Annotated in this window: 17 protein-coding genes; 5 read left to right on the forward strand and 12 right to left on the reverse strand. The window is 61.0% G+C overall.

The annotated features are described in order from the left end of the window. The 5 genes from ELH03_RS38570 to ELH03_RS32460 are packed head-to-tail and all read right to left on the reverse strand — an operon-like array spanning position 1 to position 5,951. The gene (locus ELH03_RS38570; protein ID WP_128410676.1) at positions 1–1,776 is read right to left on the reverse strand and encodes an amino acid ABC transporter permease/ATP-binding protein; all 1,776 of its coding nucleotides are present in this window, start codon (positions 1,774–1,776) and stop codon (positions 1–3) included. A 37-nt stretch (positions 1,777–1,813) separates the two neighbouring features. Then, on the reverse strand, positions 1,814–2,371 hold the full coding sequence (locus tag ELH03_RS32445; RefSeq protein WP_128401756.1) for a GNAT family N-acetyltransferase: 558 nt from the start codon (positions 2,369–2,371) through the stop codon (positions 1,814–1,816). Beyond that, a complete protein-coding gene (locus ELH03_RS32450) occupies positions 2,368–3,567 on the reverse strand; it encodes a M20 aminoacylase family protein (protein ID WP_128401757.1) in 1,200 nt (399 codons plus the stop codon). The genes ELH03_RS32445 and ELH03_RS32450 overlap by 4 nt, the downstream gene beginning before the upstream one ends. Positions 3,568–3,584: 17 nt before the next feature. Further along, on the reverse strand, positions 3,585–4,934 hold the full coding sequence (locus ELH03_RS32455; protein ID WP_128401758.1) for an LLM class flavin-dependent oxidoreductase: 1,350 nt from the start codon (positions 4,932–4,934) through the stop codon (positions 3,585–3,587). 24 nt (positions 4,935–4,958) lie between these two features. After that, positions 4,959–5,951: an LLM class flavin-dependent oxidoreductase gene (locus ELH03_RS32460; protein ID WP_130767374.1), complete on the reverse strand. Its 993-nt coding sequence runs from the start codon at positions 5,949–5,951 to the stop codon at positions 4,959–4,961. 219 nt (positions 5,952–6,170) lie between these two features. Here ELH03_RS32460 and ELH03_RS32465 point away from each other — a divergent pair, with 219 nt between their 5' ends. After that, entirely contained in the window at positions 6,171–6,452 is a 282-nt protein-coding gene (locus ELH03_RS32465; RefSeq protein ID WP_128401760.1) for a type II toxin-antitoxin system Phd/YefM family antitoxin, read from the forward strand. A gap of 126 nt (positions 6,453–6,578) precedes the next feature. On the opposite strand, the gene ELH03_RS32470 is transcribed toward ELH03_RS32465, so the two are convergent. Both ELH03_RS32470 and ELH03_RS32475 read right to left on the reverse strand, forming a co-directional pair. Then, positions 6,579–7,496 carry an alpha/beta hydrolase gene (locus tag ELH03_RS32470; RefSeq protein WP_130660080.1) on the reverse strand — a complete coding sequence of 306 codons (918 nt, stop codon included), beginning with the start codon at positions 7,494–7,496 and terminating at the stop codon, positions 6,579–6,581. 477 nt (positions 7,497–7,973) lie between these two features. Beyond that, the gene (locus tag ELH03_RS32475) at positions 7,974–9,737 is read right to left on the reverse strand and encodes an adenylate/guanylate cyclase domain-containing protein (RefSeq protein ID WP_130767375.1); all 1,764 of its coding nucleotides are present in this window, start codon (positions 9,735–9,737) and stop codon (positions 7,974–7,976) included. Positions 9,738–9,962: 225 nt separating this feature from the next. Between ELH03_RS32475 and ELH03_RS32480 the strand changes: the two genes are divergently transcribed. The 4 genes from ELH03_RS32480 to ELH03_RS32495 all read left to right on the forward strand — a co-directional run bounded on the left by ELH03_RS32480 (position 9,963) and on the right by ELH03_RS32495 (position 12,368). Then, positions 9,963–11,195: a protein-L-isoaspartate(D-aspartate) O-methyltransferase gene (locus ELH03_RS32480; RefSeq protein ID WP_128410669.1), complete on the forward strand. Its 1,233-nt coding sequence runs from the start codon at positions 9,963–9,965 to the stop codon at positions 11,193–11,195. A gap of 10 nt (positions 11,196–11,205) precedes the next feature. Beyond that, a complete protein-coding gene (locus ELH03_RS32485) occupies positions 11,206–11,658 on the forward strand; it encodes a DUF421 domain-containing protein (RefSeq protein ID WP_128401763.1) in 453 nt (150 codons plus the stop codon). A gap of 96 nt (positions 11,659–11,754) precedes the next feature. After that, on the forward strand, positions 11,755–12,033 hold the full coding sequence (locus ELH03_RS32490; protein ID WP_128401764.1) for a type II toxin-antitoxin system RelE/ParE family toxin: 279 nt from the start codon (positions 11,755–11,757) through the stop codon (positions 12,031–12,033). Positions 12,034–12,059: 26 nt separating this feature from the next. Next, on the forward strand, positions 12,060–12,368 hold the full coding sequence (locus ELH03_RS32495; protein WP_130767376.1) for a HigA family addiction module antitoxin: 309 nt from the start codon (positions 12,060–12,062) through the stop codon (positions 12,366–12,368). A 93-nt stretch (positions 12,369–12,461) separates the two neighbouring features. Here the strand turns inward: ELH03_RS32495 and ELH03_RS32500 are convergent, their stop codons facing one another. The 5 genes from ELH03_RS32500 to ELH03_RS32520 are packed head-to-tail and all read right to left on the reverse strand — an operon-like array spanning position 12,462 to position 17,264. Beyond that, complete coding sequence (locus ELH03_RS32500; protein ID WP_003549481.1) at positions 12,462–13,226, reverse strand: FadR/GntR family transcriptional regulator; 765 nt, start codon at positions 13,224–13,226, stop codon at positions 12,462–12,464. A 24-nt stretch (positions 13,227–13,250) separates the two neighbouring features. Then, positions 13,251–14,315, reverse strand: coding sequence for a four-carbon acid sugar kinase family protein (locus tag ELH03_RS32505; RefSeq protein WP_130767377.1), 1,065 nt, complete (start codon positions 14,313–14,315; stop codon positions 13,251–13,253). Next, positions 14,312–15,304, reverse strand: a complete 993-nt coding sequence (locus ELH03_RS32510) for an ABC transporter ATP-binding protein (protein ID WP_130767418.1) — start codon at positions 15,302–15,304, stop codon at positions 14,312–14,314. The genes ELH03_RS32505 and ELH03_RS32510 overlap by 4 nt, the downstream gene beginning before the upstream one ends. Next, entirely contained in the window at positions 15,304–16,311 is a 1,008-nt protein-coding gene (locus ELH03_RS32515; RefSeq protein ID WP_128410668.1) for an ABC transporter ATP-binding protein, read from the reverse strand. The genes ELH03_RS32510 and ELH03_RS32515 overlap by 1 nt, the downstream gene beginning before the upstream one ends. Beyond that, positions 16,308–17,264, reverse strand: coding sequence for an ABC transporter permease (locus ELH03_RS32520; protein ID WP_047620414.1), 957 nt, complete (start codon positions 17,262–17,264; stop codon positions 16,308–16,310). The genes ELH03_RS32515 and ELH03_RS32520 overlap by 4 nt, the downstream gene beginning before the upstream one ends. Between the last annotated feature and the right edge of the window lie 2 nt (positions 17,265–17,266).

The raw sequence follows: 17,266 nt of genomic DNA on the forward strand, positions 1-17,266 counted from the left end.
CTAGAGAACCTTGGCGAGGAATTCCCGCGTACGGGGATGTTCCGCTTGAGCGAAAATGCGGGCCGGCGGGCCAGCCTCCAGGATGCGGCCGCTGTCCATGAAGACGACCGTGTCGGCGACTTCGCGGGCAAAGCCGACCTCATGGGTAACGATCACGAGCGTCGTGCCGGTGCGGGCAAGTTCCTTGATAACGTCCAGCACTTCGCCGACGAGCTCGGGATCGAGCGCCGAGGTCGGCTCGTCGAAGAGCAGCACCTTCGGGCGGAGCGCCAGTGCGCGGGCGATCGCCACACGCTGCTGCTGGCCGCCGGAAAGCTGGCGCGGATAGGCGTTGATCTTGTCGCTGAGGCCGATGCGTGCCAGCAGCTCCTGCGCCAGCTGCACGGCGTCCTCACGGCCGATGCCGCGAACTTGGATCGGTGCCTCGATGAGGTTTTCGAGCACGGTCAGATGCGGGAAGAGATTGAAGCTCTGGAAGACCATGCCGATATCGGCGCGGCGTTTGAGGATATCCTTCTCCTTGAGCTCGTAGAGCGTATCGCCCTTCCTGCTATAGCCGACGAAATCGCCGTCAACCGAGATGAAACCCTCATCGACACGCTCCAGGTGGTTGATGGCGCGCAGAAGCGTCGACTTGCCCGAGCCGGACGGACCGAGGATGGCGGTCACGCTGCCGGCGGGAAGGCTGAGCTCGACGTCATCGAGCACTTTCAGCGAGCCGAAGCTTTTGGAAATGCCGTGGATGCGCACCGCGCCGCCTGCGGCCCGCAGCGTCGCCGCATCCTGGAAACCGATCTTGCGCACGGCGTCGGACGCCGTATCGAGGACAGGCAGCGGACGGCGGAAACGCTCGAAAAATGCCTGGAAGGGCAACGGCGTCGGGTTGCGCACGGCACCCTTGGAGAAGTAGCGCTCGATATAGCGCTGAGCGATCGACAGCACCGTCATGATGATCAGATACCAGACGGTCGCGACCATCAGCAGCGGAATGACTTCGAGATTACGGCGGTAGATCACCTGGACCGTGTAGAAGAGTTCCGGCAGCGCCAGCACGTAGACCATGGAGGTGCTCTTCGCCAGTCCGATGAGTTCGTTGAAGCCGGTCGGTAGGATCGAGCGCATGGCCTGCGGCAGCACGATGCGGAAGGCCTGGCGGCGGCGCGGCAGGCCGAGTGCGGCGGCCGCCTCCAGCTGACCGTGATCCACAGCGAGAATGCCGCCGCGTACGATCTCGGCGAAGAAGGCCGACTGGTTGAGCGTCAGGCCGAGAAAAGCGGCGGCAAAGGGCGTCAGCAACTGCACGGTGGGATAGTCGAGGAAGACTGTATCGGTGAAGGGAATGCCAATCTTGATCGTCTCATAGAGGTAACCGAGATTGTTCAAGATCAGCAGCAGCACGATGACCGGGATTGAGCGCAGCAGCCAGATATAGCCCCAGGAGAGACCGGAGAGCAGCGGCGACTTGGAAACGCGGGCGAGCGCCAGAGCCGTTCCGAGGATGGAGCCGGATATGGCGGCAAGCACGGTCAAAAGCAGCGTCCTGCCGAGACCGACGAGCACCGGTTCGGCAAAGAACCATTCGGCAAAGACACCCCAACCCCAGCGCGGATTGGTGAATATGGAATAGAGCACGGCGATGATGACGACGGCGGCAAAGATCGTGCCTGCCAGGCGGCCCGGATGGCGCGCCGGCACGATGCGGTAACGGGAATAATCCTTCGATCCTGCCGTCCTGCTGCCGGGGTCGATGCCCACGAAATCCGTCGTCAGTGCCATTGTGCTGCCCTTTTATGATTGTCGGTCTTTGCCGTTTTCAGAAATTTGCACCGGCCACACGCAGGCGCGGTTCGGCATCTTCGTGAGCGGGTTCAGCGAGATGGGTAATGTCCTTCTCGAAGGGCAGGCTCTTGTAGATCTCGGGATCGGCGGCGGTGTCGAAGAGAGCGGTGTAGCCGTAGTTCAGATAGAGGCCGACGGCTTCGGGCTGACGAAAGCCGGTCGTCAGGTAGATGCGTGAATAGCCCTGGCGGACGGCCTGGGCCTCCAGTTCTACCAGCACCTTGCGGGCAAGGCCCTGACGGCGCAGATCGGAGCGCGTCCAGATGCGTTTGAACTCGGCCGTGCGTTCGTCATAGTTCTTGAAGGCGCCGCCGCCGATGGTTTCGCCACCACGGATCAACAGGAGAAAATTGCCCTGAGGCGCCGCAAAAGCTTCAGGAGGATAACGGTTGAGCTCGGCCGCAGCCCCTTCGGCATTGAAATAGTTGCCGTAGCGGCTGTCATATTCGTAGATCAATTCATCGATCAGCGGCTTGGCGCGCGGGTCGAGAGGGCTAGTATAGAGAAACGTATCGCTCATATCGTTCTTCACCCGTTGTCATCAGTGAGGAAGGTTTCGGCGAGCCGGACCCAGTAGCGGGCGGCAGGCGCGATGATCGCGTCGTTGAAATTGTAGTGGGCACTGTGGAGAGGCGCGCTGTCGCCATTCCCGACGAAGAGATAGCTGCCGGGATTTGCCTGCAGCATGAAGGCGAAATCCTCGCTCGCAGTTCTCGGCCGGAAATCCTTCTCGATTGCCGCGGGGCCGAGTGCGTCATAGGCGACGCGCTTGGCAAACTCAGTTTCCCCAGCATGGTTGACTAGGGCCGGAAAGCCGAGGCGGTAATTCACATCCGCCTCGGCGCCGAAGCTTTCGGCCTGGGCGCGAGCAAGGGCGGGAATGCGCTCTCGCAACAGTTGGCGGACCGTTTCGCTGAAGGCTCGCATGGTGAGCTTCATCTCGACGCTTTCCGGGATGACGTTCGAGGCGGAGCCGGCATGGATCGAGCCGACGGTGGCGACCGCCATGTCCTGCGGGTCGACATTGCGCGAAACGACGCTCTGCAGGGCGGTGATGAAGGAGGCCGAGGCGAGCACCGGATCGACGGCCCGGTGTGGTTCGGCGCCATGGCCGCCCTTGCCGATGATCTTGATCACCGCCTGATCGACCGAGGCCATGGCGGGGCCGCTAACGAAGCCGAATTGTCCCGCGGGAACACCCGGCCAGTTGTGCAGCCCGAAGACCGCATCGACAGGAAATCGTTCAAACAGGCCTTCCGAGATCATCTTGCGGGCGCCAGCGCCGATTTCCTCGGCCGGCTGGAAGATCAGCCGCAACGTACCGCTGAAATTGCCACTTTCGGCGAGATAACGCGCGGCGGCGAGCAGGATCGACGTATGCCCGTCATGGCCGCAGGCATGCATGACGCCGGGATTGCTGCTAGCATAGGCAAGACCGGTCGCCTCCTCGATCGGCAGGGCATCCATGTCGGCGCGGATGCCGATCCGCTTTTTGCCCTCGCCGCGCCTGAGGGTTGCGACGATGCCGGTTCCGGCAATGCCCGTCGCCACCTCATAGCCCCAGGAGGATAGGCGGGATGCCACAAGCTTGCTGGTCCTGAGCTCCTGGAAGGCAAGCTCCGGATATTGGTGCAGATCGTGGCGAAGCGCGATGATCTCATCGAGATAGGCGGCGATGCCCTTCTCGACCGGATCGTTGCTGTGCGAGTTCTGAGCGATGATGTTCATGACGGTTCGTCAGCGCCTCAGGCACCGACAGCCTTTCCGCGCTCGACCTGATCTGCGCCCGCCGCATAGCGGCTTTCACGGAAGGGTAGGCCTAGATGGTCGCGCAGCGTCTCGCCCTTCAGGACGGGATCGAAATAGCCGCGCTCCGTGAGGATCGGCAGAACATATCTCGAGAAATCGTCGAAGCCCTCGGCGATGACAGGGAAACCGAGGATGAAGCCGTCGGCAGCGCCATGGTCCACCCACCGGATGATTTCGTCGGCAATATGATAGGCCGTGCCGATGAAGGCCGTACGCGGCGTTGCCGAATCGAGCGCGACTTGCCGGAGCGTCAGGCCTTTCTCCCGCGCCGTCTTCTTGATGCGGTCGGTAGTGGCGCGGAAATTGTTCCTGCCGATATCGCCGAGTTCGGGGAACGGCTCGTCGAGCGGATAGACACTGAAATCATGATGATCGAAGAAGCGGCCGAGATAGAGCAGTGCCTCCTCGATGGTGACGAGGTTGCGGATCGCCTGATACTTGGCTTCCGCCTCTTCCTGCGTCGCTCCGACGATCGGTCCGATACCAGGATAAATGCCGACTTCCGCGGCACTGCGGCCATGGGCAATCACGCTGTCCTTGAGCTGTCGGTAGAAGGCCTGCGCCTCCTCGAACGGCCCGCCATTGGTGAAGACCGCGTCGGCATGCTTGCCGGCGAGCCGGATGCCGGAATCCGAGGCCCCCGCCTGGAAAACGACGGGCTGGCCTTGCTTGGAACGGCCGATGTTGAGCGGCCCCTCGACGCGGAAGAAGCGGCCCTTGTGGTTGAGGCGATGCATCTTCGTCTTGTCGACAAAGACGCCAGTCTCACGGTTGCGGACGAAGGCGTCGTCGTCCCAGGAATCCCACAGGCCCTTGATCGCATCGATATAATCCTCGGCGATCTCGTAGCGCAGTTCGTGTTCGGGATGTTCGCGGCTGTAATTGCGGCCGGAACCCTCGAGAGGCGAGGTTACCGCATTCCACCCTGCCCTGCCGCCGCTAATGAGATCGATGGAGGCGAACTGGCGGGCGATGGTGAAGGGGTCGCTGTAGGAGGTCGAAACCGTGCCGACGAGGCCGATTTTCGAGGTTGAGGCGGCGAGCGCCGAGAGAATGGCGATCGGCTCGAACCGATTGAGGAAATGCGGAATGGACTGCTCGTTGATGTAGAGCCCGTCGGCAACGAAGGCGAAAGCGATGCCGGCCGCCTCCGCCTTGCGCGCCGTCTTGACAAAGAAATCGAAATTGACGCTGGCATCGGCTGGTCCGCTTGGATGCTTCCAGGCATTCATGTGACCGCCGGGACCCTGCAGCATGATGCCGAACGTGACGTGTTTCTGAGCCATGAGATCAATCCTCCTTGGAAACGATCAGGCGACGAGGGAAAGCCGCTCCTTGGCGAGCAGCTCGATGGAAGCCAGGCGCTCGGCGACCGAAAGCGCCGGCGTGTCGAGCACGAACTCCTTGACCCCGTAGCGAAGGTGAAGTTCGTCCAGTTCCTTGCGGATCTGCTCTGCGGTGCCGTGCAGCACGCTCGGCACCTTTTCCTCGGTGCGGTAATCGGTGACGCCGGCCTGGCGGGCAAATTCGGCCGCCTGCTCCTCGCTGCCGACATTGACGGTCTGGCCGTTCGGCAGGAACACCTTGACGATGCGCAGCTTGCCGACGCGCTCGCGAGCATAGTCCTCGCTTTCGGCGGCAAAGGCGGCGAGCGCCAGGATCGGGCGCTTGCCGCCGGATGCCCGTTCATAGGCCTCGAAGGTCCTGCGCAAATTGTCAGGATCGCCGTTCAGGTGACCGGCGAAAACAAGTTCCCAGCCCTTCTCGGCAGCGAGTTCGGCGCTTTCGACGCTGGCGCCGAGCAGGAAACGCTCAGGCGCAGTCGGCGGGAAAGGCGTTGCCTGCGCCCCGTCGTAATTCGGGTCGGCAGCGAGATAGATGTTGAGATCGGAAAGTTGGCGCGCGAAATCCGGCCTCCTGGCCGGATCGACGGCAAGCTGCAGGGCGCGCGTCGAGAGCGGAAAGCCGCCCGGCGCCTTGCCGACACCGAGATCGACGCGGCCAGGCGCAAGCGACGCCAGAAGATTGAAGGTCTCGGCAACCTTATAGGCGCTGTAGTGCTGCAGCATGACGCCGCCGGAGCCGATGCGGATCCTCGATGTCCTGGCGAGAAGATAGGCGATGAGCGCCTCCGGCGCGGAGCTCGCCAGATTGGACATGTTATGATGCTCGGCGACCCAGAAACGGTGATAACCGAGTTCCTCGGCCCGGGCGGCAATCTTGACCGTCGCCCGCAGCGCATCCGCGGCCGTCAGACCGTGTTCGATCGGGCTTTTGTCGAGAAGACTAAGGAGGTAGGTCATGGCACCACGATCCGATCCTTGGTTGCAAAGTTTAGTCTATAAAATCAGTAGACAAACTGCATTATAAGAAATGGCATTCTCTTTCGAACGCCCGGAGTGAAAAAAAGCGGCCGCACCTAATATGGAAAATCCCCTGCCGGGACCGTGTCTCACCGGCAGCGTAAGGCTTGTGTGAATCGACCACTTAATGGTCTATTCTGGTCGAAAGGGAGCAAGTGAATGAAGCTGTCAGAACAGGTCAAGCCGATCAGCTATCTCAAGGGGCATGCGCCCGAGATCATTCGGACGCTGAAGGACAATCCACAGCCGGTCGTCATTACGCTTCACGGAGACGCGAAAGCCATTCTTCAGGATGTCGGCCAATATGAAGAAACACAGGAGACACTGGCGCTTCTGAAGTTGCTGGCTCTCACCAACCGGCAGGTCGAGGAGGGCAAACTGCGCCCCGCTGCGGAATCCTTCGCGCGCATCCGCAAACGTCTGGCGGACAGCCGATCCTGATACCACACGCGACATGCAGAGTTTTCTGGAGCGAAGGCTAATCCGCTGACTCCGGCACATCGTTTTCGTCGAATCCGACAGATGACGTGCCTGCGTTCGACTGGCGCGTTGCCGGCAGAAGCGTGATCATAATCGAGCCGATCGCGAATTCTCCGTTTTCGCTTCGCTGTCAGTCAAACCCTCGACGGCGAACGCGATGCTAACTGCGCGATTTATGGCCGGGGCAAGAACGGACATGTGGGTCTCACCGGCGTAAAGCTCGAATTCGGTACGCAATCCGTCGGCGGCGCCGTCTAGTCGCTCAGCCATCTCCCGCGCCAGGAGGACGGTCCGCTCGATCTTCCTCTTCTCCAGACGTGCCGCCGCATCCTCGTTACGGTACTGGAAGGGTGCCAGCTCATCGCCTTCGTGTTCTCCGGCGGACAAATGCAGGAATGGTGCATTTCCCGGTATGACTTGACGTTGCGTCTCATTCTTGAGGATTTCACTGTTCTCCCAATAGATGGTCGGGCTGGCCGCAATCCAATTGGCAAACAGACCTGGACGCTCGAATAGGCCATAGAGAGTAAAGAGGCCGCCGAAGGAATGTCCGAAGAGCGATCGGCGCGTCGGATCCAGGATCACCATCTCTGCAATGCGCGGTATAAGCTCGTTCTCGATGAAATCGAGCATCTTACCGGTCCCTCCGATGACAACCGGCGGACCGCCCTCAACGAAGGGCGGATAGGATTTGACCGGCGGAGGCCCCAGGTCCCAAGACCGGCGGAGCGGATCATAGGGCTCGTCGCACGGGTAGCCGATCGCCGCGATCACCCCCCAGCCGACATTCGTTCCTGTGGGATAAGGTGCCTGCGTGACCAAGCTGGCGACCGCGAAGGGGAAAGTGGCGTTGCCGTCGGTCATAACGAGAAGCGGCCATCCTTTCGCCGGCGGTCTCTCTGCCGGAATGGAAAGGAATATGCGATAGGGCTCGCCGCCCGCGGCAGGACCCAGATCGAAAAAGCACGTTCCGGGCATCGAATAGACGCTGGTAGGATTAGTCATGAGCATGTTTTCTGATGTTTGGATAAAAGGATAGGGGAGGGAAACTTGATGTCGGTGTGGTTCATGGGCAGGTTTCAGAACTTCCAGGTCGGTGCAACTCTTGCTGATATCCTGACCTTCACGAAAGCGTATCATGGCGATCACGGTTCGGACGTTTACAGAGGCTGATCTAACCTAGTTCCAGGCATGATTTGAAGACCCGGGGCTATCGAGCCGTCGGTCCCGCTGTTCGATCGCCGGCCGTGACATTCAACGCGGGGTGCGACATTCCAACTTTGCAGAAACAGGAACTTCGACCTTGCGGCCATAAAGTTGCGGCTACAAAAGATAGAGTGGAACTTAAGTCATTGTAGTAACATAGATATATCTTGTTCCATAACATGCATTGCGCCATTTTTCTGCGTCGCCGGAGCAGATTCCATTTTCAACCCGAAGCAATACTTCCCCTCTCGCGTTCAACTTTTCTGAGATCTCACTTCAATCGCCAGACTTGCGCATCCCGGCCATGCGCATGCCCTCGATGAGCACCTCGATTCTGTGCGGGTCGATGGCATGTTGGCCACGACGAATGCGTGCGAGGTTGACGCCGGGCGAAATGCTCTCGAGCGCAGCAAGGTGCTTGCGCGCTTCACCCATGTGTCCGAGGTAAGCATTGGCGGCGATCAACATCCAATGATTGGCGTCATACCCCGAATTGACCGCTTGCGAGCGCATCGCCCAATCCAGTGCCTCCTCGTAGCGCCCCTCGGCCATACGGATATGCGCCATGCCGGTCAATTGCCAATGCGTCCCGAGTTCATTCGGGTTGAGCCGCAGCGCCCGTTGCAGATAGTCGGCGGCCTCGCCGAGATCGCCACCCAACAGCGCTCCGACGCCCGCTTGTTGTAGGACCATGGCGTTGTTGGGATTTTCCGAGATCGCCCGCCGCAGCAAGGCAATCCCAGTGTGATAGTCGCCCCCCATGTGGATCAGCACGAAGGCACCATAGCTCAGCACCATCGCGTCGTCGCGGGCAATCGCCAGTGCCGCTCGCGCCACGGCTAGCGCACGTTCCGCATCGGCGTTCGACGCTCCGGGAAACTGCATGGCTACCCGCAACAGATAGGCTTGACCGGTCATCGCCAGGGCGGGTGCGAATCCCGGATCGAGGGCAATCGACCGCTCCAGCAGCACGATCGCACGCGCATTGGCGTCGGGCCGCGAGACAAACACATCCGGTAATGCCTGTAGATAGAGATCGTATGCATCAAGGCTCTCGGGCCGCTCACGGCGTGAGCGATCGATTTCGGCTCGCTGGATTTTTGGTTCGACCACCGCGACTACGCTTTCCGTGATCCGATCCTGTACGTCGAACACGTCCTCGAAGGCCCCGTCGAACTTGTCCGCCCATATGTGCGCTCCTGAAATTCCATCCACCAATTGTGCGCTGATGCGCAGACGGTTGCCGGCTCGCCGGCCGCTTCCTTCAAGTACGTAGCGAACGCCCAGTTCCTTGGCTATCTGTCGCACGTCGACGGCATGGCCTTTGTATACGAAGCTCGAATTGCGGGCGATCACCGCGAACGACTTGAAACGGCTGAGGGCCGTGATGATGTCCTCGACTATACCGTCGACGAAGTATTCCTGTTCGGGATCACCGCTCATGTTTTCAAACGGCAGGACGGCGAGCGACGGAAACATCCCGTGGGCGACGGGTGGGATCGCTGGCGCGGGCGCGGTGTTCAGAGCATAGGCGCGCACCGGCCGAGCGATGTTCTTGAGTGTTTTTTCTCCCAAGTCGCGAAACCGCACGGTCACTCGGTCCCGCACATCGTCGAACACCTTGCCCGAGATGCAAACTCCGCCTGGCTCGGCCAGTGCTTCCAGCCGCGTGGCGATATTGACGCCGTCGCCATAGATATCGCTGCCGTCCCCGATGACGTCGCCCAGATTGATGCCGATACGCAGCACGATGCGGCGGTTCTCGGGCATCGGCTCGTTGGCCTGCGCCATCTTGTTCTGCAGTTCGATCGCCGCGGTGACGGCGTTCACCGCACTGGCGAACTCCACGAGCACCCCGTCGCCCATCACCTTGACGATGCGCCCGCCATGTTCGCGTACCGTGGGGTTGAGAATCTCAGTCCGAAGCTGCCTCAGCGCCGCCAGCGTTCCATTCTCGTCGGCACCCATCAGCCGCGAGTATCCGACCACATCGGCGACAGCGATGGCGGCAAGTCGGCGTTGGACGGGCAATTCAGCCATCTACGGTGACATCGCTTCAATATTTGTTTCCGCTAATGTTATTCTTGATGCCGGGAGAAGTCCAATAAAGCACCGCTTATTCCGGCATTGAAGGTAATGGACCCGTGGCGGACGCCGTTGCCGAAAACCTGCGCCTCGCAGGAACTCCCCGGTCGCCCATTTGTTTTACATTCTGCACCACCCAGAAGTTTGCCAAGGTGCAGTCGGCGACAGTGGAACTGATCCATGGATATGACGCGCATCCGAGATCGCATGGTGGAGCACCACGTTACGCGTCGCGGCATTCGCGATCCAAGCGTGACCGAAGCCATGCGCACGGTGCCACGCGAAAAATTCGTTCCTCCGGGCTCCGAGGAATTCGCCTATGAGGATGCGCCGCTGTCGATCGGCGAAGGCCAGACAATCTCGCAGCCGTTCATCGTGGCACTGATGCTCGAAAAGGCCAATCTGGATGCCGGCGACACAGTGCTCGAGGTCGGAACAGGTTCCGGCTACGCTTCAGCCCTCGTGAGCCGGATAGCCAGGCATGTCTACTCCATCGAGCGCCACGAGAGGCTGGCGCTTGAGGCCAAGGAACGGTTCGAGAAACTGGGATACAGCAACATAGACGTTCGCGTGGGCGATGGCAGCAAAGGCTGGGCGGAAGCCGCCCCCTTCGATGCAATTATTGTTTCTGCGAGCGCACCAGAGGTGCCAACCGCCTTGAAAGAACAGCTGGGGCTCGGAGGGCGGCTCATCATTCCGGTCGGCCGCGGTGATGGGCAGCGCCTGAAACGCCTCACGCGCACCGGCGCCATCGCATTCGAGGAAGAAGATCTCGGCGGGGTGCTCTTCGTTCCCTTGATCGGCGAAGACGCCTGGACTGCTACCCATCCGATGTATACGGCCACGGCCCCCTCATTGCCGAAAACGGTTGCCTCGGAGCGAAGCTCTCCGCAAGACGCACAGGGAGGGTGCGGGGGGAAGATAGACAAATTGCCCGCGCTGCCGGAAGGTGTGCTCGATCATAGCGAATTTCAGCAACGGTTCTGGGCTGTTCAACGTATGTCCTGGATCGTGTTCACGCTTCTTCTGGTGACCTGCTTGCTGGGTCTGCTTGGAAGAGGCGGTCCGTTTTCACGGCAAACACTTCAATTGCCCGATGGATCCGTGGATTTTCCCGTCATCTCCCGATGGAATGCTCCCGAGGATATGACGGTGACCTTCACGCCGTCATCCGAAGACAGGGTCTTCACGATCGATCCCGCCTTTCTTCAAACCTTTTCGATCCAGGGCGTCGACCCGCCCCAAAAAGCGACCTTCGCGCGCGCGGGCAGGATAGGCTACGTGTTCCCCGCCGACCCGGCAGGGCCGACGCAGATCGTCTTCCGTCTGCAAACGCAACTCCCCGGCCCTCTTCGCGCCACCATTGGCATGGGCGGGGAGACCCGCACCCAATCCACTTTCATCTTTCCATGAGGACAGCACGGTGGATGCGGTATTACGCGGACTGGCAATCTATTTCACCCTGCTCGTGATCATCCGCTTGTCGGGAAGACGGACATTGGCCCAGATGACACCGTTCGATCTGGTGATCGTGCTGGTGATCTCCGAAACCACCCAGCAGGCGATGCTAGGAGATGACTTCTCGATCACCAACGCCGTCATTTTGATCCTCACGCTGTTTACGACCGACATCGGCCTGTCTTACGTGAAGAGGTGGTGGCCTCGCGCAGCTCATATCATCGACGGTGTTCCAACCATCCTGGTGACGGATGGCGTCTATGATGAAGGCGCGCTCAAAGGCGCCCGACTACAGAAGGAAGACGTCATGCAAGCGGCTCGAGGCCAGGAAGGCATCGAGAGCGTGGCGGAGATAAAATTTGCGATCCTCGAAGTAAGCGGCAACATCAGCATCATCAAGAAGCAGAAATCCGGCTGACAATCGATCTCTGGCGCCAAAAGGTCGATGTGATCTTGTCATTCGGCTTGTAAGTTAAAGATTGACATATGTCAGCTAAAAACTTACAAATCGGCGATGATCAAGTCGTTCAGAAACAAAGCTCTGGCAGATCTTTTTGAGACAGGCAAAACTGCAAAGATCGATGCCAAGCTGCAAAAGCGTATTCTGATCCGACTCGACCGTCTGGAACAGGCCGAAAAGCCTGATGACATGAACCTCCCAGGGTTCGACTTCCATGCCCTGAAGGGCCATAACCCCACCCGGTTCACTGTTCATGTTAACGGCCCCTGGTGCATCACATTCGAGTTCGACGGCAACGATGCCGCCCGCGTCGATTTCGAGCGATATCACTGAGGCGGCTCGGACTGGGGAATGACCTGATGCCCGTATATGAAGCGACGAGGCCGACGACGCGCTGCCCTTCCCACCCTGGGGCACTGCTTGAGGAAATCATCCCTGCAACGGGAAAAACCAAGGTGGAAATCGCGAACCTGCTTGGTATCTCGCGCCAGCAACTCTACGATATCTTGAACGAGAAGAAGCCCGTGTCGCCGAATGTCGCTGCTCGGCTTGGAAAACTGTTCGGTGATGGCCCCGCAATATGGCTGCGCATGCAGGCTGCGTATGATGCCTGGCATGCCGAACGGGAGGTAGACGTCTCGGGCATCCCGACGATCAGGGCAGCGTGATCAAAAGCGCGCTTATCCGCATTGCCGAGGCTGGCGCGAAAACATCGTGATGAGACTCTCTGACGTTTCTGAGCTTGCTGCCGGGAATACGCGTCAGAAGGATAGGTCGAGCACCCTGCCCTCGAACAGACGGTCCCGGGAGCCTTCGAGATGCGCCTTCATCAGTCTTTGTGCATCGTCAGGTCGGCCATCGGCGATCGCCTTGTAGATGGCGTTATGCTCTTCATAGACCTGTTCCAACCCTTGGCGAGGGCCGAGCAAAGAGAGGCCGTGGAGATGCATGCCAACGGCGATATGGGCCTTCAGCGCATCGATCGAGGCCGTGTAATAATGATTGTTGGCAGCCTCCGTCACCGCGCGGTGGAAGAGAAAATCGGCGTCTGTGCGGTGAAGCTGATGGCTGGTCGCCTCACGCAGATCCGCAAGCGCGCTGGCGATCTTCTGAATGGCCTGCTCATTGCGGCGCTTGGCGGCGAAATAGGCCGCCGCCGGCTCGATCGTCAGGCGGAACTCGTAGCAGCGCTGGATGTCGGCGATCGTCTTGACCGGCGAATAGGCAAGCTGCGTCGTCGGCGATCCATGCGCACTGACGAAGGTGCCGGCGCCCTGCCGTGCATAGACCATGCCCTGATCGCGCAGGCGCGCCAGCGCATCGCGGACGATCGGCCGCGACACACCCAGCATCGAGGCAAGCTCATGCTCGCCGGGAAGGCGTGAATCCGGCGGATAGTTTCCGCCGCGAATACGCTCGAGCAACTGGTCGAAGACGCGATCGACCAGCTTGACGGCCTTGCCGCGTTCGGGCTTGCCCGGCGGGCCGGCTTCCGCGTTCAAAGACTCGCCATTCACTTCAGCCACGTCATTCTCCCCGGCGGTATCTTACTATGCCGCCCGATTCCAAAGAACCAGTCTTAGCAAACTATCGGGATTGCCGAAGCCCCCCGACTTCACGGCGCACCGAAAATGCCGCCCGTCGGCTGCCGTGACATCGAACCACGGCACGCCAGCTTCGATTTCGCCCTTCGGCGCCAGCACTCTGACCCCCAGCGCCTGGAAAACGGCAAGCGCCGTATCGCCGCCGCCGACCATCAGCATGTCAGGCCTCGTATCGTCGATGACCGATCTGACGCCTGCCGCAAAACGGCGGGCGACCAATGCCGTATCGACGGCCATATCGCCGGTGCAACGCAGCAGCGCCGGCAACGCCATGCCCTCCCCGCCTTCGATTTCTCCGATCGGCGCGTCCATCACCATGCGCAAAACGCCCGAGGCTTCGAGCCGGTCCATCTGGGTAGCGGTAATCGGGTCGCGCGAGCCAAAGGCGAACAGGGTACGCCGGGTCGCCGCAAACTCCGGCACCGATTGCCGCCCCGTCTCGCCGAGCTGACGGGCAAGTGCTGCACCCAGACCCCGTGCGCCGACCGCAAGCGTCAGCCGCCAGTCATGATCGGCAACGATCTGGTCGAGATCACTATCGTCCTTCGCATCGGCAACAGCAACATTGCCCGCACGGCCTTCGAACAGATCGGCGATCGGCAGTGGCTTGTCGACGCCGCGGCCGACAACACAGCCTCTATAGGTTACGCGCTCCTGATCGGGAATAGCAGGCGCAACCAAGATAGCCTCCAGGCCGAGCGCATCGGCCAGCGCCAGGCTTTCCGCCGCGACATTGCCCTTCAGCCGGGAGTCGATCTTCTTCATCACGACTGCGGGCTGAAGGCCGCAAAGCGCCTCGGTCGCGAGGCGCACCCTTTCGGCAGCCTCGCTCTCGCCGAGCGCACGCGAAGCTGTGTTGACGACGACGACATCACAGCCGGTGGCGATCGCATCCTCCGCGGCCCCGACGTCGACAGCGACCGCAACCGAAAGGCCGGCTTCGACGAAGGGCGTTCCGGTATCGAGCGCACCCGTCAGATCATCGGCGACGATAACGGCCTTCAGCGTCATGCGGTCTGTCCGGTGTTGACGGCGTGACAGGCGACGAGATGGCCGGGCTTCGTCTCCTTCCACGCGGGAATGACCTTGCTGCAGACATCCATGGCGATTGGGCAGCGCGTGTGGAACCGGCAGCCCGACGGCGGGTTCAGCGGGCTCGGCACGTCACCTTGCAGGATCTGGCGCTGACGTGTGCGCTCATGCTCGGGATCGGTCTCCGGAACGGCCGACAGCAGCGCCCTGGTATAGGGATGCAGCGGATTGTCGAAGAGTTCCTCGCGGGTGGCAAGTTCGGCGAGCCGCCCGAGATACATGACGCCGACGCGAGTGCTGATGTGGCGCACGACGGCGAGATCATGGGCGATGAAGAGATAGGTCAGCCCGTATTTTTCCTGCAGATCGAGCAGCAAGTTGATGATCTGTGCCTGGATCGACACGTCCAGCGCCGAAATCGCCTCGTCGCAGACGATGAATTTCGGCTGGCAGGCGAGCGCGCGGGCAATGACGACGCGCTGGCGCTGGCCGCCGGAAAGCTCGTGCGGGTAGCGCTGGGCAAACCGCGTGGACAGGCCGACATCGGTGAGCAGCGTCGCCACCCTCTCCTTCAGTTCCGCCTTGGTGCAGAGCTTGTGGAAGAGGATCGGCTCGCCGATCGCCTCGCCCACCGTCATGCGCGGATTGAGTGTCGAATACGGATCCTGGAAGACGATCTGCAGGTCGCGGCGGAAGGGCCGCATCTGTTTTTCATCGAGCGTCGCGAGATCCTGGCCCTTGTAGACGACCTTGCCGCTGGTCGTCTTGTAGAGGTTGAGGATGGTGAAACCGGTCGTCGATTTGCCGCAGCCGGATTCGCCGACGAGACTCAGCGTCTCGCCTTCCATGATGTCGAGATTGACATTGTCGAGCGCATAGACGGTCGCCGAACGCTCACCGAAGGCGCCGAGCTTGACGTGGAAATGCTTGACCAGGTTTTCGACCTTGAGCAGCGGTTGAGCACCCATCATGCGGCCTCCTGCATTCTCTGGACGACGAAACAGGCGGCGCGGTGATTGCTGCTGCCGCTCAAAGGTTCGAGCTGCGGCACCTTTTCGTGGCAGATGTTTTCGGCAAGCGGACAACGCGGCGCAAACGGACAGCCCTTCGGCCGGCGGCCAGGCTCCGGCGGCGTGCCACCGATCGAGCTCAGCCGGCTTGCCGGCGGGTCCGAGAGCTTCGGGATCGATGACAGCAGGCCGCGCGTATAGGGATGGCTCGGGCGGGCATAGAGCTCGTCGACCGGCGCATCTTCGACCACCGTGCCGGCATAAAGCACGGCGACGCGATCGACGAGGCCGGCGATCAGCGCCAGGTCGTGGGTGATCCAGACGACCGACATGCCGAGCTTGGCCCTGAGATCCTTCACCAGATCGACGATCTGGGCCTGAATGGTGACGTCGAGCGCCGTCGTCGGCTCGTCGGCAATCAAAAGCTTCGGATTGCAGGCAAGGCCGATTGCGATCATCACGCGCTGGCGCATGCCGCCGGAAAGTTCGTGCGGATAGGCCTGCAGGCGCTCTTCCGGGCCAGGAATACCGACAAGGCGCAGAAGCTCGACGGCACGTCTGCGGGCCTCCGCCTTTTTCATTCCGCGGTGATAGATCAGCGGCTCGCAGATCTGGTCGCCGACGCGCATCACCGGATTGAGCGAGGTCATCGGATCCTGGAAAACGAAGCCGATATCGCCGCCGCGCACCTTGCGCAGCTCCCTATTCGACATCGTCTGCAGGTCGCGGCCGTCGAATGTCGCCGATCCCTTGGTGACTTTGATCTTGTTCGGCAGGAGCCGCATCAGGCTCAGCATGGTCAGGCTCTTGCCGCAGCCGGATTCACCGACGACGCCAAGGGTCTCGCCCCTGTCGACATGGAGATCGATGCCGTCGACGACGATGGCGGGGCCGTTGCGGCCATCGATTTCGACGGTGAGGCCCCTGACATCGAGCAGGCGGTCGGTGCTTTTCGTGTCCATCATTTGCTGCCCCGCGGATTGAGCGCGTCGTTGAGACCGTCGCCAAGGAAGCTGAAGGCAACCGAGGCAAGGCCGAGCACGGCCGCCGGAGCGGCGAGAAGGTGGGGATAATGCTGCCAGACACGCAAGCCGTCCGAGATCATGTTGCCCCAGCTCGGCGTCGGCGGATTGACCCCGACGCCAAGGAAGCTGAAAGCACTTTCCAGCACCATCGCCGTGCCGAGACCGGCGCTGACCGAGACGATCAAAGGCCCCAGCGCATTCGGAATGACGTAACGCTTGATGATGATCCAGTTCGACAGGCCGAGCGCCTGGGCCGCGGTGATATAGGGCCGGCTGCGGATCGAAAGCACCTGGGCGCGGACGAGACGGGCGTAAGGCGGCCAGGAGATCAGCGCCATCGACCCGAAGACGAGAATGAAATCCACCCACATGGTTTCGCGGTAGAAGGGATTGAGGGTCGCGAGGTAACGCGCCTCCATCCATTTGCTGATCGGCGATTTCAGCGAGGCGTTGATGACGACGACGAGCAGCAGGTTGGGAACCGACATCGTCACGTCGGTCAGCCACATGATGGCGCGATCGAACGGATTGCCGAAGAAACCGGCGACGGCACCGAGCACGAGACCGATCAGCACGGCGAAGACGGTGACGATGACGGCGACGAGGAAAGCGGTGCGCGTGCCGAAGACCACACGGCTGAAGACGTCGCGGCCGAGATCGTCGGTTCCGAAGAGGTGGCTCATCGACGGCAGGACGTTGCGGGCGTTGAGATCCTGGCTCAGATAATCATAGGGAGTGAGGTAAGGCCCGAAGATCGCGGTAAAGGCGAGGATCACGACGATGACGAGGCCGAAGATGGCGAGCCGGTTGCGCTTTAATCGATACCAGGCGTCGCGCCACAGGCTGACCGGTTCTTCAACGGTTTCGATGGTGGAAAGAGGGATGGCGGACATGG

This window comes from Rhizobium beringeri (assembly GCF_004306515.1).
In the GTDB taxonomy this organism is placed as follows: Bacteria; Pseudomonadota; Alphaproteobacteria; order Rhizobiales; family Rhizobiaceae; genus Rhizobium; species Rhizobium beringeri.

Coding starts and splice junctions, on each gene's coding strand:
- ELH03_RS32465 (WP_128401760.1), top strand. CDS start 6,171: ATGAAGCTGTCAGAACAGGTCAAGCCGATCAGCTATCTCAAGGGGCAT.
- ELH03_RS32450 (WP_128401757.1), bottom strand. CDS start 3,567: ATGAACATCATCGCTCAGAACTCGCACAGCAACGATCCGGTCGAGAAG.
- ELH03_RS32455 (WP_128401758.1), bottom strand. CDS start 4,934: ATGGCTCAGAAACACGTCACGTTCGGCATCATGCTGCAGGGTCCCGGC.
- ELH03_RS32505 (WP_130767377.1), bottom strand. CDS start 14,315: ATGACGCTGAAGGCCGTTATCGTCGCCGATGATCTGACGGGTGCGCTC.
- ELH03_RS38570 (WP_128410676.1), bottom strand. CDS start 1,776: ATGGCACTGACGACGGATTTCGTGGGCATCGACCCCGGCAGCAGGACG.
- ELH03_RS32520 (WP_047620414.1), bottom strand. CDS start 17,264: ATGTCCGCCATCCCTCTTTCCACCATCGAAACCGTTGAAGAACCGGTC.
- ELH03_RS32495 (WP_130767376.1), top strand. CDS start 12,060: ATGCCCGTATATGAAGCGACGAGGCCGACGACGCGCTGCCCTTCCCAC.
- ELH03_RS32490 (WP_128401764.1), top strand. CDS start 11,755: ATGATCAAGTCGTTCAGAAACAAAGCTCTGGCAGATCTTTTTGAGACA.
- ELH03_RS32515 (WP_128410668.1), bottom strand. CDS start 16,311: ATGATGGACACGAAAAGCACCGACCGCCTGCTCGATGTCAGGGGCCTC.
- ELH03_RS32480 (WP_128410669.1), top strand. CDS start 9,963: ATGGATATGACGCGCATCCGAGATCGCATGGTGGAGCACCACGTTACG.
- ELH03_RS32460 (WP_130767374.1), bottom strand. CDS start 5,951: ATGACCTACCTCCTTAGTCTTCTCGACAAAAGCCCGATCGAACACGGT.
- ELH03_RS32510 (WP_130767418.1), bottom strand. CDS start 15,304: ATGGGTGCTCAACCGCTGCTCAAGGTCGAAAACCTGGTCAAGCATTTC.
- ELH03_RS32470 (WP_130660080.1), bottom strand. CDS start 7,496: ATGACTAATCCTACCAGCGTCTATTCGATGCCCGGAACGTGCTTTTTC.
- ELH03_RS32475 (WP_130767375.1), bottom strand. CDS start 9,737: ATGGCTGAATTGCCCGTCCAACGCCGACTTGCCGCCATCGCTGTCGCC.